Below are 15,407 nucleotides of genomic sequence, written 5' to 3' on the forward strand. Positions count from 1 at the left end.
AACATCTTTTTTTTATCGACCTTTTACTTAATCATGCTTATTTTTGCATGTCAAGTAAAATAAATCATGAAGAAGATCCAAGATATTCTTATTTCAACCAGAACAATGGCGGTTTTGCTGTTGGTCTTTGCATTTGCCATGGCATATGCAACGTTTCTCGAAAACGATTATGGAACACCTACGGCGAAAGCATTAATTTATGAAGCAAAATGGTTTGAGCTGATCATGGTATTGCTGATCTTAAATTTCATTGGAAATATCGGTAGATATAGACTTTGGAAAAGAGAGAAGTGGCCGGTTTTGGTTTTTCACCTTGCATTTGTCTTCATTTTTATCGGGGGAGCTATTACAAGGTATGTGAGTTTTGAAGGAACTATGCATATCAGGGAAGGAGAAACCTCTAATGAAATAGTTACGGATAAAAACTTCTTTAAGATTCAGATTGAAGAGAAGGGAGATGTGCTTAACTACCAGGATATTCCTTATCTGATGTCTCCTTTGCACAAAGATTTCAGCGCAACCTATGACTTTCACGGAAAAGAAGTAAAGATTTTTGCCAAAGAATATATTCAAAGAAAAAAAGACAGTCTTGTGGCCGACCCGAGTGGTACTGAATACCTTCACTTGGTTTCAACGGGGCAGACCGGAAGACAGAATATCTACATCAAGCCAGGTGAAACAAAATCCATTAATGGAACGCTTGTTACTTTTAACAGAGCGATTGAAGGAGCTGTGGAATTTAAAAATGAAGGAGGAAAATTATTTGTTAAAACACCTGTTGATGCAACGTATATGACGATGGCAACTCAGGCGACCGGAAATACAAAGAAGGATGAATTCCAACCTTTGGCGTTGAGAAGTTTATATAGCATCAATGATCTGAAATTGGTTGTTCCTGAAGGTTTAAGAAAAGGAAAACTGATCGCGATTGAAGGAGACAGAAAGAAAGATCAGGCAGTTCCTGATATGCTGAAAATAGAAATCCAGGGTCCTAAGACAAAACAGTTGGTTGAGCTATCTGTAGAAAAAGGTAACCCGAATGCATTCAAACAGATCACAATGGACGGGTTGAATATCATGGCAGGTTTTGGTCCTAAAGTATACAATACTCCTTTTGCATTAAAGCTGGACGACTTTGTGATGGAAACATATCCGGGAAGTTCTTCGCCTAGTGCTTATGAAAGTCATGTGAAGATCATTGACGGAGGTAAGCAGACACCTTATAAAATCTATATGAACCACGTTCTGAACCACGGAGGATACCGTTTCTTCCAGGCAAGTTTTGATCCGGACAGAATGGGAACTGTATTATCAGTAAATCATGATTTCTGGGGAACTTTGATTTCTTATATCGGATATACGTTTTTGTTTTTAGGCATGTTTTTAATTTTCTTCTGGAAAGGATCACATTTCTGGAAATTAAATAAAATACTGACTGATGTGAATAAGAAAAGAGCCACCATGGTGATTGTATTATTGCTAAGTTTAGGATTAAATGCTCAGAAAATTGAAACCCATGGAACTACTGACGGAAGCAGAGAGCACATCCATGTAGAAGGTGATGATCACGCTCATACACAGGCTTCCCAAATGGGACAGACGGAAACTGCTCCGCGACAAAATTCTCTGGCAGCTCCATTTTCTAAAATGAGATTAATTTCTGCAGATGAAATCATCGCTAGAAACAAAATAAGCAAGGAACATGCAGATAAATTCGGATATCTTTTGGTACAGAATTTTGAAGGAAGAATTGTTCCGATCAATACTGAAGCTCTTGATGTTTTAAGAAAGCTTTATAAAAAAGACGAATTTAAAGGAACGGATGGAAAATACCTTACTGCAAATCAGTGGTTTTTATCCATTAACACCGACACTCCTAGCTGGACAATGGTTCCTATCATTAAAGTAGGTTCTAAAGGAGGAGATGAGTTGAAGAACAAAACCAAGGCTGATGAAGATGGTTATACTTCCCTGATGAATTTGTTTCCTGCGGATGCTAACGGTAACCTTACCTATATCCTTGAGCATGACTATAACATTGCTTTCCGTAAAAAACCGGCTGAGCAAACCAATTATGACAAAGAAGTTATTTCTGTAAATGAAAGGGTTCAGATCTTCAATGAATTTTTCAGCGGGCAATTTATGAGAATTGTGCCTGTGAAAAATGATCCGAACCACACATGGCATTCATGGCTGGACCAGAAATTCGAACCGGATATGGAATCTCAACAGGTAATGGGACCTTATTTTGCTGAAGCATTAGCTGCTCAGAAAACAGGAGACTGGAGGAAAGCAGATACTCAATTGGCAAGACTTTCAGAATACCAGCAAAAATGGGGTAAAAGTGTAGTTCCGGCTAAATCTAAAGTTGATCTGGAGGTATTCATGAATAAAGTGAATATCAACTTTAAACTCCTGATTTTCTATACACTGATAGGAGGGCTATTACTGATTTTAGGTTTTGTTGAATTATTCAAGCCTAATAAGATATTGAACAAGACTATCAAGGTAATTATTGTCTTAGGCCTGGTAGGATATATATTCCATTTCCTTGGATTAGTGGCAAGATGGTATATTTCCGGACATGCACCATGGAGTAATGGATATGAAGCGATCATTTTCATTTCATGGGTAGGTATTTCAGCCGGATTGTTATTGTATAGAAATTCCAATGCTTTGATTCCTGCAGCCGGATTTATGGTAGCGGTTATTATGATGGGATTTGCTCACGGAGGATCTGCTCTTGATCCACAGATCACACCATTAGTACCTGTATTAAAATCGTACTGGCTGATTGTGCACGTAGCAATCATTACATCGAGTTATGGATTCTTTGCCCTGTCGATGATTATTGCTGTCATCTCACTGGTATTCTATATTATTTCGAGTAAAGAAACATACAAAATTCATCATGATACTACTTTAAAAGAGCTGGTTATTGTTTCTGAGATGTCTCTTACTATAGGTTTGTTTGCTTTAACGGTAGGGAACTTTTTAGGAGGAATCTGGGCGAATGAGTCATGGGGTAGATATTGGAGCTGGGATCCAAAAGAGACATGGGCATTTATCTCTATCATGGTATACGCTTTTGTGTTACATATGAGATTGGTACCCGGATTAAGAAGCAAGTGGGCGTTTCATGTAGCAACAATGTTTGCTTTCTGCTCAATGGTTATGACCTATTTTGGAGTTAATTATTATTTAACGGGACTTCACTCGTATGCAGCAGGAGATCCGGTACCAGTACCGGCTTGGGTATATATCGGACTTTCAGTAATGATATTATTGTCTGGAGCTTCTTACTTTAAGTTTAAAATGCTGAACAAAAAATAAGCGTAAATACATACACATACTAAATCCCGGAACGATAGTTTCCGGGATTTTTCTTTATCTGTAAGAAAATAGAAATAGTACATTATTACTAAGTAAAAAAATTTAAGATTGTCATTTTTAATTCAAAACTTATTTATAACTTTATGATATCAAAATAATATCATTTTAAAATTAATATCTATATGGAAAAAATCTTAAAACCTATGTCCGGCTACTTAACCCTTGTAATTTGTTTAGGTTTATTTATAGCTGCAGTTTACTTCTTTATCAGCGGAGTAGATCAGAGTATTACTTATGTTGTTTTAGCCATGCTTTGTTTTCTGACTTCATGTTTTTTCTTAAAAGGTCTGATGATCATTCAGCCTAATCACTCAAGAGTCTTGAATTTCTTTGGAAAATATGTAGGAACAGTGAAAGATAACGGACTGTTCTTTATCAATCCATTATACTCATCCCAGAAGATGTCGCTTCGTTCTGAGAACTTGCAGGGACAAACATTAAAAGTGAATGATAAAATGGGTAACCCAATCGAAATTGCTGTTGTCATCGTATGGAAAGTAGGGGATACCTATAAAGCAGCTTTTGATGTAGAACGTTATTCTGATTTTGTAAAAATGCAGAGTGAGGCAGCGGTACGTCACCTTGCTATGAGCTTTCCTTATGATAATTTAGAAGATGATCATGCACCAATTACTTTAAGAGAGGGTGGTGATAAAATCAATTCTATTCTGGAGCAGGAGCTTACTGATCGTCTTTCTAAAGCCGGAATTATAATCCAGGAGGCCAGAATATCACACTTGGCTTATGCATCCGAAATTGCAGGTGCCATGCTTCAGAGACAGCAGGCTACAGCTATCGTTGCAGCAAGAACAAAAATTGTAGAGGGCGCGGTAGGAATGGTTGATCTGGCATTGAAAAAACTTTCGGCAGAGAACATCGTAGAGTTGGATGATGAGAGAAAAGCTGCAATGGTGAGTAATCTGATGGTCGTTCTTTGTGGTGAAAAGGCAGCAACTCCGGTTCTTAATGCAGGAACTTTATACAATTAAAACTTCTTTTTGGTTAAAGAATCGACCTGAAACCATAGGCGATCTTATCATGAAATTTAAAAGTAAAAAATGAAATCTCAAAAATCTCAAAATTCTTCTGAAAGCACTCAAAAAGGCAAAAAATCCTTTGTGATAAGGATAGAAGAATCAACGTATAAACTTCTTGAGAAGTGGGCGAATGATGAGTTTAGGAGTGTAAACGGACAAATTGAGTATTTGCTTCATCAGAGCCTTATTGAGTCGGGAAGGAAGAAAAAGGAATAGCGATGGAATAGCTAAAAGGCAAAATTGCTAAGTTTAATAATTGTGAAGGAATTGAAAGCTGGAATTTTGATAGCTTTTGATTTCCTGCACTGTAAAACAATCTTTCTAAGGAAAATAAAATCAGGATTAGGGATAAGTATATTAATAATGAAAATATAAATCTTAAATTATAGATAAAAGTACTATTTTAGAGTGATAAAGTAATGAACTACTCCAAATAATATTTTTCAGTATAATACATAAAGCAATATGGTGAAAAAGACATTTTTCTTATTCGTAATACTATTTTCAACAAAATCCTTCGCCCAAGAGCAATATAAATTTTCAAATGATATTGAAAATGACATCCAGAATGATAAAAATGGAGACGATTACAGATATCAGGTGGGAGCAATGAAATATTCCGTTTCGAACTATTACATTAAGGGTTTACAAACCTGGGATAAACTTGGACGTAAAAGAAAAAAAAATATCTAAAGATGACAGTTTGAAATTAGTAAAGCTTAAAGTTGAAAATGCTAAAAACTATATTTTAGACCAAACAAAAAAAGAGCAAATAGTAATTCTTAATGAAGCACATCATTACGCAAGTCATAGAACATTTGCAACATCCCTCTTAAAAGGACTTTATGAAAACGGTTATCGTTATTTGGGCTTAGAAGCTATTGGAGATGATTCAATAAATGTTAGAAAGTTTCCTACAACAAAAAGTGGTTTTTACACCTCTGAACCACAATTTGGTAGTTTTATTAAAACAGCTTTAGATCTGGGTTTTACTCTCTTTAAATATGAAGCAGTACAAGGAGAAAACGGAAAAGACAGAGAGATAAAACAAGCGGATAACATCTATAAATTTATGCAGGAAAATAAAAATGGAAAATATATTATTTACTGCGGTTATGGGCACGCATATGAAGGAAAAGATCCATATTGGGAAAAAACCATGGCAGGAAGACTTTCCGACTTAACAAAAATCAACCCATTTACAATTGACCAAACAGAGTTTTCTGAAAAAAGTGTTACCGAACGTAATAGTCCTCTATTAAAAATTATAAAGGGGAAGGATCCTGTCGTTTTGCTGGACGAAAATAACAAGGCATTCAAAGGAAGTCAAATTGAACCTTTTACGGATATAAAAGTGGTTCATCCCGTTACAACATATATCAAAGATAGACCTCGTTGGATGCTTAATGAAAACCGGAAACTTTATGAAGTACCAAAATCAAAGATTAAAAGTTATCCTTCTTTAATTTTTGCCTATAGAAAAGGAGAGTTTGACAATAATGGTGTACCTGCGGATATGATAGAATTACAGAGTGATAAAGACTCAGGATATCTTATTCTGGATAGAGGAGGTTATGATATTATAGTAAAAGATAAAGCATATAATGTAACCAATAGGTTTGATAGCTCAATAGAATAGATAGTAACTGTACCAGTTGCCAACTTATCATTAGCTTTTAGTTAAACTTCCAAAAAAAAGAAAGCAGAGAAATTTTCTCTGCTTTTTTTATTTTAATAATACACACTATTAATCGAATAGAGCGGTAAAATAATTGCTGATGATAGTCCAGAAATTTTTTCCGAGAAAATAGATCAGGGTAGACGTAATAATCCCTTTTACGGTAAAGAATATAATCCCTCCGATCCCAAAACGCTTAACCCATTGTTTCCATTTTGAAGTATTCTCTTTTACAGGCTGCTCGTCTAGTGGTTTATTATTTTCCATTTCCGAAATTAAACTATTGATATGACAAAGATAGGTATGTTTATAATTAGTCCAAATAAAAACGTTAGGAAAATTAATTTTTTGCGGTTCGCATAATATTTTTATCTTTAGAGAAAACGAAAAGGAATATTTTATGTCTAAAAAAGTCAAGGATTTCGGTATCGAGAAATCCCTAAAAAATCTAGGTATTAAAGATGACAACAAAGGAACTTCTGTAGGGGGGAAATACTTTGCATCGGGGAAAGTAATTGAAAGTTATTCTCCTGTTGATGGAAAATTAATTGCTAAAGTAAAAACATCGAATGAAGGTGATTATGAAAAGGTAATTCAGTCTGCTCAAAAGGCTTTTCAGGAATTCAGGTTAATCCCGGCACCTAAAAGGGGGGGAAATCGTAAGACAATTAGGTCTAAAACTAAGAGAATATAAAGATGATTTGGGAAAACTTGTTTCGTATGAAATGGGAAAATCCCTGCAGGAAGGTCTTGGTGAAGTTCAGGAGATGATTGATATCTGTGATTTTGCAGTTGGTCTATCAAGACAGCTTCATGGATATACGATGCATTCTGAAAGACCAGGTCACAGAATGTACGAACAATACCACCCGCTAGGGATTGTGGGAATCATTACAGCTTTTAACTTTCCGGTAGCTGTTTGGGCTTGGAATACAGCATTATCATGGATTTGTGGGAATGTTACGATCTGGAAGCCTTCCGAAAAAACACCTTTCTGTGCAATTGCATGTCAAAATATTTTAGCAGAAGTTCTTAAAGAAAATAATCTTTTTGAAGGGATTTCAAGTGTATTGATTTCAGATCATGAGATCGGGCAAAAATTAGTTGAAGATAAGCGTGTTTCTTTAATTTCGTTTACAGGTTCTACAAGAGTAGGAAGAATGGTTTCTTCTAAAGTAGCAGAGAGATTTGGAAAATCAATCCTTGAGCTAGGTGGAAATAACGCCATCATTATCTCTAAAGATGCTGATCTTGATATGTCTATCATTGGTGCTGTATTTGGAGCTGTAGGAACTGCAGGACAAAGATGCACATCTACAAGAAGACTGATCATTCATGAAAGCGTTTACGATGAAGTGAAAAACAGATTGGTAAAAGCATACGGACAGCTGAAAATAGGAAACCCGTTAGATGAATCCAATCATGTGGGACCATTGATCGATACCGGTGCTGTTACCCAATACGAAGAATCAATAAAAAAATGTAAAAAAGAAGGCGGTAAATTCATCGTTGAAGGCGGTGTTCTAAGCGGTAAAGAATATGAGTCAGGATGCTATGTAAAACCATGTATCGCAGAAGTAAAAAAACTCATACGAGATTGTGCAGCATGAAACTTTTGCACCAATCTTTATTTGATCAAATACAAAACTCTTGACGAAGCCATCGCTATTCAAAATGATGTTCCTCAGGGATTGTCTTCTGCAATTATGACCCAAAACTTAAGAGAGGCTGAGTTATTCCTTTCCCATGCAGGTTCAGATTGTGGAATTGCCAATGTAAATATCGGAACTTCAGGTGCTGAAATCGGCGGAGCCTTCGGTGGTGAAAAAGAAACAGGAGGAGGTAGAGAATCCGGTTCTGACGTTTGGAAATACTATATGAGAAGACAAACGAATACCATCAATTATACTACAAACCTTCCTTTGGCACAAGGGATTAAATTTGACATTTAATAAAAAACAACATTTAAATCATTTTAGATTTAAGAATTTAAAAATTAATATCCATGAATGCTTAAACCTTTTAATCATTCAATTTTTAAATCACATCAAAATATTATGGAACAAACAATTGATATAAAAGCAAATAAAGTTAAAGAAACAGTAGGGAAACATGTACTTGCAGATGGTTTTGATTTCGTTATGGATATCGAAAAATCTCATGGATCATGGTTATATGACAAACTTACTGACAGAGAATTTTTGGATATGTTTTCTATGTTCGGTTCAGGATCTATAGGATACAATCACCCTTATCTTGTAAGTAAATCAGATTGGCTAGGTAAAATGGCGGTTAATAAGCCTACCCTGGCAGATGTTTATTCTGAAGAGTATGCTCATTTTTTAGAAGTTTTTGAAAGAGTGGTTATTCCGGAAGAATTGCAATATGCGTTTTTTATTGAAGGGGGAACCCTAGGTGTTGAAAATGCAATGAAGGCATGTTTCGACTGGAAAACCCGCAAAAATTTTGCTAAAGGACTTCAGATAGAAGCCGGAATTTGTATTCACTTCAGACAGGCATTTCATGGAAGAAGCGGTTATACTTTAAGCTTAACCAATACTTCCGATCCAAGAAAATATCAATATTTCCCGATGTTTGAATGGCCAAGGATCCTTAATCCAAAATTAAGCTTTCCTATTACAGAGGAAAATCTTGAAGAGACCATTAAAAATGAAAGAATGGCGTTATTACACATCGAAGAGGCAATTCTTTCCAATCCTGATAAAGTGGCATGCATTATCATTGAGCCGATCCAGGCAGAAGGAGGAGATAATCACTTCAGGGATGAATTTTTCGTTGAACTAAGAAAGCTGTGTGATCAGAATGAGATCCTGCTGATTTTTGATGAAGTTCAGACAGGTATTGGAATTACCGGAAAAATGTGGGCTTTCCAACATTTTACGGCTAAGCCGGACATTATTTCTTTTGGTAAAAAAGCACAGGTTTGTGGTGTTTTAGCAAATAAAGAAAAATTTGATGAAGTTCCGAACAATGTTTTCAGAGAGAGTTCAAGAATCAATTCTACATTCGGAGGAAACTTTATAGACATGCTCCGTTTTCAATTGGTTATGGAAGTGATTGAAAAAGAAAACCTTGTTGAGAATGCTAAGGATGTCGGAGAATATCTATTGGAAGGGTTGCAAAATCTGGCTCAGAAATATCCTGAAAAGATTTCCAATGCAAGAGGAAGAGGATTGATGTGTGCAGTAGATTTACCTTCCGGAGGACAAAGAAATCTATTAGTAAATGAACTTTTCAAAGATGGATTAATAATTTTACCATGCGGTGATCAATCCGTTCGTTTCAGGCCACATTTGAATGTTTCGAGAGAAGAAATTCAATTGGCTCTCGATAAAATTGAAAATAATATTAACAAAATTTAAAACGGTGGATTTGTGATTTAGGAAAAATCTTACTATATTTAGATATTCAAAAAAGGATAAAATATGGAAAGAAGTACGAGAGTATCAGTTTTTGAAAGTGATAATCCTTCAGAAATTCAATTGATCAAGTCTAAATTAGATGACGCTCAAATCACAAACACAGTTGAAAATAATTATCTCACTTTTACAACAACGCCAACGGCAACATCGCTAAAGCTCATGGTGGATCTGGAAGATGAGAAAAAAGCATTTGAAATTATTGACACTTATATACAACAAAGTGCAAACCAATAAAACAATTTCATAATTTTAAATTTTACTACTTCGAACCGAAAATTAATTCAATTAATTTTCGGTTTTTTTATTTAAATTTAATGCTAAAGAAATATATAAGGTTGAAAATAATCTTAATTTTCTTTCTTTTAAATCCTGACAACAATTAAGAATCTATGACGCAGCAAATTAAGTTCAGAAAGGCCGAAATTAAAGAGAAAAATATCATCTGGGACATTATCCAGCAATCAATCGAAAGGAGAAGATTGGACGGGAGTACTCAGTGGCAAAATGGTTATCCGAATGAAGATACTATAGAAAGTGATATTTCGAAAGGTTTTGGTTTTGTTCTTACAGTAGATGATATTATTGCCGTTTATGTTGCCCTGATATTTAATGACGAGCCTGCTTATAGCACCATTGATGGGGCATGGCTTAGTGACGGTGAGTTTGTTGTTGTTCACCGTGTAGCTGTTTCCGAAGAGTTTGCCGGACAGGGACTTGTAAAAAAACTATTTGATCATATAGAAAATTACACAAAAATCCAGGGGGTATTGAGTGTAAAAGTAGACACTAATTATGATAATATTGCCATGCTGAAGATTCTTGAAAAGCAAGGTTATTCCTATTGCGGTGAAGTAGTTCTTGCCGGAGGAGTCCGAAAAGCATTCGAGAAGATTATAATTTGAGCGAAAGGTTAAATCCTTTTCCATTGAATTTTTAAAACGCTATATATTTATAAACTCTATTGCGTTTGTTCGTTTAGTTCTGAACTAATTTATACTTTTGCTCAAATTTGTATATTATGCATAAAAGTATAGAAGTTGATGAAAAAATTTTTCAGGATGCCGTAAAATTCTATGGTACCAACCTGAATATTCCTCCATTAGCTTCAAAAATATATGCTTATCTCATCTTCGATTTTGAAAAAGTAGGAATTACTTTTGACGAATTTGTAGAAGTGCTCTCAGCCAGTAAAAGTTCCGTTTCCACCAGTATTTCATTATTACTCAACTCTCAGCTTATTATCGACCATAATAAGATCGATGAGAGGAAGCGGTATTTCTTTATCAATGATGAGCATATGAAGATAAGGTTTGAAAAAATTCTCCAGAAATTACAGGATGAACTAAAACTACTAGACGATTTAAATAACTTTAGAAAGGTACACGATGAACATTACAATGAAAAACTTAGTATTTATAAGGCGCTATTGAATAAAAACATTTCAAATATTCAGGAATCTATTAATAAACTATAATTTAAAATGACAAATAAACTATTCATACTTTCTGTTGCAGCTATCTCACTGACAGCCTGCAAAAAAGAAGCTCCAAAACAGGATGGTGCAAAACCTTACCCGGTAATTTCGGTGGAACAAAAGAATATCGTAGGATACCAGACATTCCCTGCGAGCATACAAGGTAGAGTAAATAATGATGTAAGGGCTAAGATTCAGGGATATATTACCCAACTATTAGTAGATGAAGGGCAATATGTAACCAAAGGACAACCTTTATTCCGTCTTGAAACGAATATACTTACTGAAAATGCAGCTGCTGCAAAGGCAGGTATCGGTGCTGCCGAATCAACGGTGGCTGCTGCACAGGCTTCGGTAAATGCAGCTCAGGTGGAAGTGAATAAACTTAAACCTCTGGTTGCTAAGAATATCATCAGTAACGTACAGCTTCAAACAGCACAGGCTAACCTGGCTCAGGCTCAGGCACAGCTTCAGCAGGCGGTTGCTTCAAAACGTCAGGCGACAGCCAATTACAAAGGGGTAGAAGCTAATATCGAATATTCTATTATTCGCGCACCTATTTCGGGAGTTGTTGGAAAACTTCCTTTAAAAGTGGGTAGCTTGGTAGGACCTACTGATCAGACTCCTTTAACGACAATTTCAGATACTTCCGAGGTCTTCGCCTATTTTTCGATGAACGAAAAAGAATATTTCAACTTTTTGGAGAAATCTGTAGGAGCCACAATGCCTGAGAAAATCAAAAATCTTCCTATGGTTGATTTACAGTTGGCTAATGGAAGTATTTATCCTGAAAAAGGGAAGATCGAAGCTATTACAGGACAAATTGATCCCACTACAGGAACCATTCAGTTCAGAGTAGCATTTTCAAATGCCCAAAAGTTACTTAGCAACGGGAACAGTGGAACAATAAGATTACCTAAAGCGTATGATAGCGTTTTGGTTGTTCCGGAAAGTGCCACATACGAACAACAGGGAATTGTTTATGTGTATAAAGTTGAAAAGGATACTGCTAAAAATGTAGTAGTAAATGTAATTGACAGAATTGACAACATGGCGTTAATAAAATCAGGAATAAATAAAGGAGAAACTATAGTGGCAGCAGGTATCGGTGGTTTGAAATCCGGAACTCCTGTAAAGCCAAAACCTATAAAAATGGATAGCCTCGTTCAATCTATAAAACCGAAATTCTAATGATAAAAAACTTTATTAACAGACCGGTTTTATCCACTGTTATTTCAATATTAATTGTTATACTCGGTGTTTTAGGCCTTATTTCATTGCCTGTTACCCAATACCCGGACATTGCACCTCCTACAGTGAGTGTTACAGCAAATTATACGGGAGCTAACGCGGAGACGGTGATGAAAAGTGTGGTAGTTCCTTTGGAGGAACAGATTAACGGGGTAGAAGGAATGGATTATATCACCTCTTCTGCAGGAAACGATGGATCTGCCAATATCCAGGTTTTCTTTAAGCAGGGGATTGATCCGGATATTGCAGCGGTAAACGTACAGAACCGTGTTACAAGAGCAACACCATTACTTCCAAGTGAAGTAACCCGTTCAGGGGTTGTAACTCAGAAGCAGCAAACCAGTGCCTTGATGTATATGTCTTTCTATTCCGAAAATAAGGACCTCGATGACGTTTATCTTCAAAATTTCCTGAATATTAATATTATTCCTAATATCAAAAGGATTAATGGAGTTGGAGATGCTCAGGTTTTCGGTGGGAAAAACTACTCGATGAGAATATGGCTGGATCCTGCGAAAATGGCAGCCTATGGAGTAACACCGGATGATGTTACAGCGGCCATTAATGAGCAGAGTAGAGAAGCAGCAGCTGGATCCATCGGACAAAACAGTGGTAGTTCTTTTGAATACATCATTAAATATGTAGGGAAATTCAACGAGAAATCTCAATATGATAACATCATTATCAAGTCTCTTGCCGATGGCCAGAATCTGATGCTTAAAGATGTTGCCAAAGTTGAATTGGCTGGGCAATCTTATACCGGAATTGGGGAGAATGGAAATAATCCTTCCATCAGTATGGGATTCTTTCAGACACCAGGTTCCAATGCTCAGGACATTATTAAGAATATTAAAGCATACTTAAAAGCATCAGAGGGAAGTTTTCCTAAAGGGATTAAATATACTTTCAACTTTGATACCAATGAGTTCCTTGATGCCTCTATTGATAAGGTTGTTCATACCTTAATTGAAGCATTTATTCTGGTATTCATTGTAGTGTATATTTTCTTACAGGATTTCAGATCTACTTTGATCCCGGCTATTGCAGTTCCGGTATCTATTGTGGGAGCATTCTTCTTCCTGAATTTGTTTGGATATTCACTCAACCTTTTAACCTTATTCGCGTTAGTACTTGCTATTGGTATTGTAGTGGATGATGCCATTGTCGTCGTCGAGGCCGTTCATGCTAAGATGGAGCATGGTATTTCCGATGCTAAAAAGGCTACCGTAGAAGCGATGGATGAGATTACAGGAGCAATTATTTCAATTACATTGGTAATGGCATCCGTATTTATTCCGGTAACTTTTATTACCGGTCCGACAGGGGTATTCTATCAGCAGTTTGGTATTACACTTATCGTAGCGATCATCATTTCGGCAATCAATGCATTAACGTTAAGTCCGGTTTTATGTTCACTATTCCTTAAACCTCATTCTGAGCATCACCAGGAATACAAGAATATGAATATCCTTCAGAAGTTCTTCTATAAATTCAATATAGCATTTAGAACAACCACTGAACGTTACGGAAGAGGATTTGTTTTCTTATTAAGGCATAAATGGGTTACCCTGATCATCTTTGCCATTACAGGAGGAATTTTATTCTGGGCAAGTTCAACGATGAAAAAAGGATTCGTTCCTACTGAAGACCGTGGAATTATCTTTACTGATGTGCAGCTTCCTCCGGGATCATCTATGGAAAGAACCTATAATGCATTGAAAACACTACAGGCTAACGCAATGAAAATTCCGGGAGTTCAAAACGTTACCATTTCTACCGGTAGAGGTTTCTTATCCGGAAACGGAAGTAATAATGGTCTTGCCTTTATTAAATTAAAACCTTTTGATGAAAGGAAAAAAGATAATTTAACCTCTGAAGATATTACGAAAAAACTATTTGGAATTTCAGGGAAAGTACCGGATGCCAAAGTCGTATTCTTTCAGCCACCAAGTGTACCCGGTTTTGGTAACAGTGCAGGATTTGAGATGGTATTGCTGGATAAATCCGGTGGTGAATATACAGCGCTTGATGATAAAACTAATGAATTCATCGGTAAGCTTATGGAAAGACCCGAGATAGAGTTTGCACAGACCTCGTTCAATACAAAGTACCCGCAATATCAAATGGAAATTAATGTTCCTTTGGCAAAACAATTAGGAGTTTCTGTAAATAGCATCCTAAGTACAATGCAGGGATATATTGGAGGGATTTATACAGCTGACTTTACGAAATACGGAAAACAATTCCGAGTAATGGTTCAGGCTCTTCCTGAAAACAGAAAGAACATCGATAATCTTAACGATCTCTATGTAAAAACAGGTTCGGGTATAATGTCTCCTATTTCGCAATTTGTGACATTAGACAAAACATATGGTCCACAGTCTGTAAGTCGTTATAACCTTTTTACATCAGTAAAAATTACAGGGGGTAATTCCCAGGGGTACAGTTCCGGGGATGCTATTACTGCGGTACAGCAGGTAGCGAAAGAAACCCTGAATCAGAATTACGATGTTGAGTTTACCGGATTGACAAGAGAAGAATTAAACTCCGGATCTCAAACCGTATTAATCTTTGGGCTAAGTTTAATTTTTGTTTACTTTATCCTTTCTGCGCAATATGAAAGTTATATTCTTCCGCTGATTGTTGTGATCTCACTTCCATTAGGGGTAATGGGAGCTTATTTTGGACAAAAAATCATGGGCTTGGAAAACAATATCTATTTCCAGATTGCCTTGATCATGTTGGTCGGATTATTGGCTAAAAATGCCATTTTGATTGTTGAATTTGCCGTTCAGAGAAGACATCATGGTGAAACCATTGTCATGTCTGCAATCAATGCTGCAAAGGCAAGATTAAGACCGATTCTGATGACCTCATTTGCCTTTATATTTGGTCTATTACCATTGGTGCTGGCAAGTGGAATCGGGGCGGTAGGAAACAGATCTATTGCAACAGGTGCTGCCATTGGATTATTGATAGGAACAGTATTAGGGCTTATCGTAATTCCTGTATTGTATGTGATCTTTGAAACATTGCAGGAAAAAATCAAACCGATTAAAAGAGAAGACATCAATTTAGCTGAATAAAAATAAAAACCAGAGAGGTAGAAGTAGTAAAAGAATTGTTGAATT

At 36.1% G+C, this 15,407-nt stretch carries 13 protein-coding genes and 1 pseudogene; 13 read left to right on the forward strand and 1 reads right to left on the reverse strand.

Annotation, left to right across the window (positions count from 1 at the left end):
• Positions 1-66: 66 nt before the first annotated feature.
• The 5 genes from ACJ5H0_RS01900 (at position 67) to ACJ5H0_RS01920 (ending at position 6,069) form a co-directional block, all read left to right on the forward strand.
• Complete coding sequence (locus tag ACJ5H0_RS01900) at positions 67-3,333, forward strand: cytochrome c biogenesis protein CcsA (RefSeq protein ID WP_411246919.1); 3,267 nt, start codon at positions 67-69, stop codon at positions 3,331-3,333.
• A 182-nt stretch (positions 3,334-3,515) separates the two neighbouring features.
• A complete protein-coding gene (locus ACJ5H0_RS01905; protein ID WP_172283094.1) occupies positions 3,516-4,382 on the forward strand; it encodes an SPFH domain-containing protein in 867 nt (288 codons plus the stop codon).
• Between the two features lie 69 nt (positions 4,383-4,451).
• Positions 4,452-4,646 (forward strand): type II toxin-antitoxin system antitoxin, encoded by a 195-nt coding sequence (locus ACJ5H0_RS01910; RefSeq protein WP_172283093.1) that lies wholly within the window; start codon positions 4,452-4,454, stop codon positions 4,644-4,646.
• 252 nt (positions 4,647-4,898) lie between these two features.
• Positions 4,899-5,123, forward strand: coding sequence for a hypothetical protein (locus ACJ5H0_RS01915; RefSeq protein ID WP_411246920.1), 225 nt, complete (start codon positions 4,899-4,901; stop codon positions 5,121-5,123).
• Entirely contained in the window at positions 5,095-6,069 is a 975-nt protein-coding gene (locus tag ACJ5H0_RS01920; RefSeq protein WP_411246921.1) for a hypothetical protein, read from the forward strand. The genes ACJ5H0_RS01915 and ACJ5H0_RS01920 overlap by 29 nt, the downstream gene beginning before the upstream one ends.
• A 108-nt stretch (positions 6,070-6,177) precedes the next feature.
• Here ACJ5H0_RS01920 and ACJ5H0_RS01925 read toward each other — a convergent pair whose 3' ends face one another.
• Complete coding sequence (locus ACJ5H0_RS01925) at positions 6,178-6,375, reverse strand: hypothetical protein (protein ID WP_172283065.1); 198 nt, start codon at positions 6,373-6,375, stop codon at positions 6,178-6,180.
• Positions 6,376-6,508: 133 nt separating this feature from the next.
• Between ACJ5H0_RS01925 and ACJ5H0_RS01930 the strand changes: the two genes are divergently transcribed.
• The 8 genes and pseudogenes from ACJ5H0_RS01930 (at position 6,509) to ACJ5H0_RS01965 (ending at position 15,362) form a co-directional block, all read left to right on the forward strand.
• Complete coding sequence (locus ACJ5H0_RS01930) at positions 6,509-6,802, forward strand: aldehyde dehydrogenase family protein (protein ID WP_411246922.1); 294 nt, start codon at positions 6,509-6,511, stop codon at positions 6,800-6,802.
• Positions 6,803-6,809: 7 nt separating this feature from the next.
• Positions 6,810-8,060 (forward strand): annotated as a pseudogene (locus tag ACJ5H0_RS01935) (aldehyde dehydrogenase family protein).
• 105 nt (positions 8,061-8,165) lie between these two features.
• Positions 8,166-9,491: an L-lysine 6-transaminase gene (gene lat / locus ACJ5H0_RS01940; protein WP_411246923.1), complete on the forward strand. Its 1,326-nt coding sequence runs from the start codon at positions 8,166-8,168 to the stop codon at positions 9,489-9,491.
• Positions 9,492-9,554: 63 nt separating this feature from the next.
• On the forward strand, positions 9,555-9,785 hold the full coding sequence (locus ACJ5H0_RS01945) for a DUF2007 domain-containing protein (protein WP_172283056.1): 231 nt from the start codon (positions 9,555-9,557) through the stop codon (positions 9,783-9,785).
• 155 nt (positions 9,786-9,940) lie between these two features.
• Positions 9,941-10,453 carry a GNAT family N-acetyltransferase gene (locus ACJ5H0_RS01950; RefSeq protein ID WP_411246924.1) on the forward strand — a complete coding sequence of 171 codons (513 nt, stop codon included), beginning with the start codon at positions 9,941-9,943 and terminating at the stop codon, positions 10,451-10,453.
• Between the two features lie 116 nt (positions 10,454-10,569).
• The gene (locus tag ACJ5H0_RS01955; RefSeq protein WP_172283050.1) at positions 10,570-11,025 is read left to right on the forward strand and encodes a transcriptional regulator; all 456 of its coding nucleotides are present in this window, start codon (positions 10,570-10,572) and stop codon (positions 11,023-11,025) included.
• A 6-nt stretch (positions 11,026-11,031) separates the two neighbouring features.
• Positions 11,032-12,216, forward strand: a complete 1,185-nt coding sequence (locus ACJ5H0_RS01960) for an efflux RND transporter periplasmic adaptor subunit (RefSeq protein WP_172283048.1) — start codon at positions 11,032-11,034, stop codon at positions 12,214-12,216.
• Positions 12,216-15,362, forward strand: coding sequence for an efflux RND transporter permease subunit (locus tag ACJ5H0_RS01965; RefSeq protein ID WP_172283046.1), 3,147 nt, complete (start codon positions 12,216-12,218; stop codon positions 15,360-15,362). Before ACJ5H0_RS01960 ends, ACJ5H0_RS01965 begins: the two co-directional genes overlap by 1 nt.
• The last annotated feature ends 45 nt before the right edge of the window (positions 15,363-15,407 follow it).

Origin of the sequence: Chryseobacterium proteolyticum (genome assembly GCF_046591535.1) — a bacterium.
Taxonomy (GTDB): domain Bacteria; phylum Bacteroidota; class Bacteroidia; order Flavobacteriales; family Weeksellaceae; genus Chryseobacterium; species Chryseobacterium proteolyticum.

Excerpts from the sequence above, each read along its gene's own strand:
- ACJ5H0_RS01960 (WP_172283048.1), top strand. The coding sequence starts at position 11,032 with ATGACAAATAAACTATTCATACTTTCTGTTGCAGCTATCTCACTGACA.
- lat (WP_411246923.1), top strand. The coding sequence starts at position 8,166 with ATGGAACAAACAATTGATATAAAAGCAAATAAAGTTAAAGAAACAGTA.
- ACJ5H0_RS01955 (WP_172283050.1), top strand. The coding sequence starts at position 10,570 with ATGCATAAAAGTATAGAAGTTGATGAAAAAATTTTTCAGGATGCCGTA.
- ACJ5H0_RS01950 (WP_411246924.1), top strand. The coding sequence starts at position 9,941 with ATGACGCAGCAAATTAAGTTCAGAAAGGCCGAAATTAAAGAGAAAAAT.
- ACJ5H0_RS01905 (WP_172283094.1), top strand. The coding sequence starts at position 3,516 with ATGGAAAAAATCTTAAAACCTATGTCCGGCTACTTAACCCTTGTAATT.
- ACJ5H0_RS01965 (WP_172283046.1), top strand. The coding sequence starts at position 12,216 with ATGATAAAAAACTTTATTAACAGACCGGTTTTATCCACTGTTATTTCA.
- ACJ5H0_RS01900 (WP_411246919.1), top strand. The coding sequence starts at position 67 with ATGAAGAAGATCCAAGATATTCTTATTTCAACCAGAACAATGGCGGTT.
- ACJ5H0_RS01930 (WP_411246922.1), top strand. The coding sequence starts at position 6,509 with ATGTCTAAAAAAGTCAAGGATTTCGGTATCGAGAAATCCCTAAAAAAT.
- ACJ5H0_RS01910 (WP_172283093.1), top strand. The coding sequence starts at position 4,452 with ATGAAATCTCAAAAATCTCAAAATTCTTCTGAAAGCACTCAAAAAGGC.
- ACJ5H0_RS01925 (WP_172283065.1), bottom strand. The coding sequence starts at position 6,375 with ATGGAAAATAATAAACCACTAGACGAGCAGCCTGTAAAAGAGAATACT.
- ACJ5H0_RS01945 (WP_172283056.1), top strand. The coding sequence starts at position 9,555 with ATGGAAAGAAGTACGAGAGTATCAGTTTTTGAAAGTGATAATCCTTCA.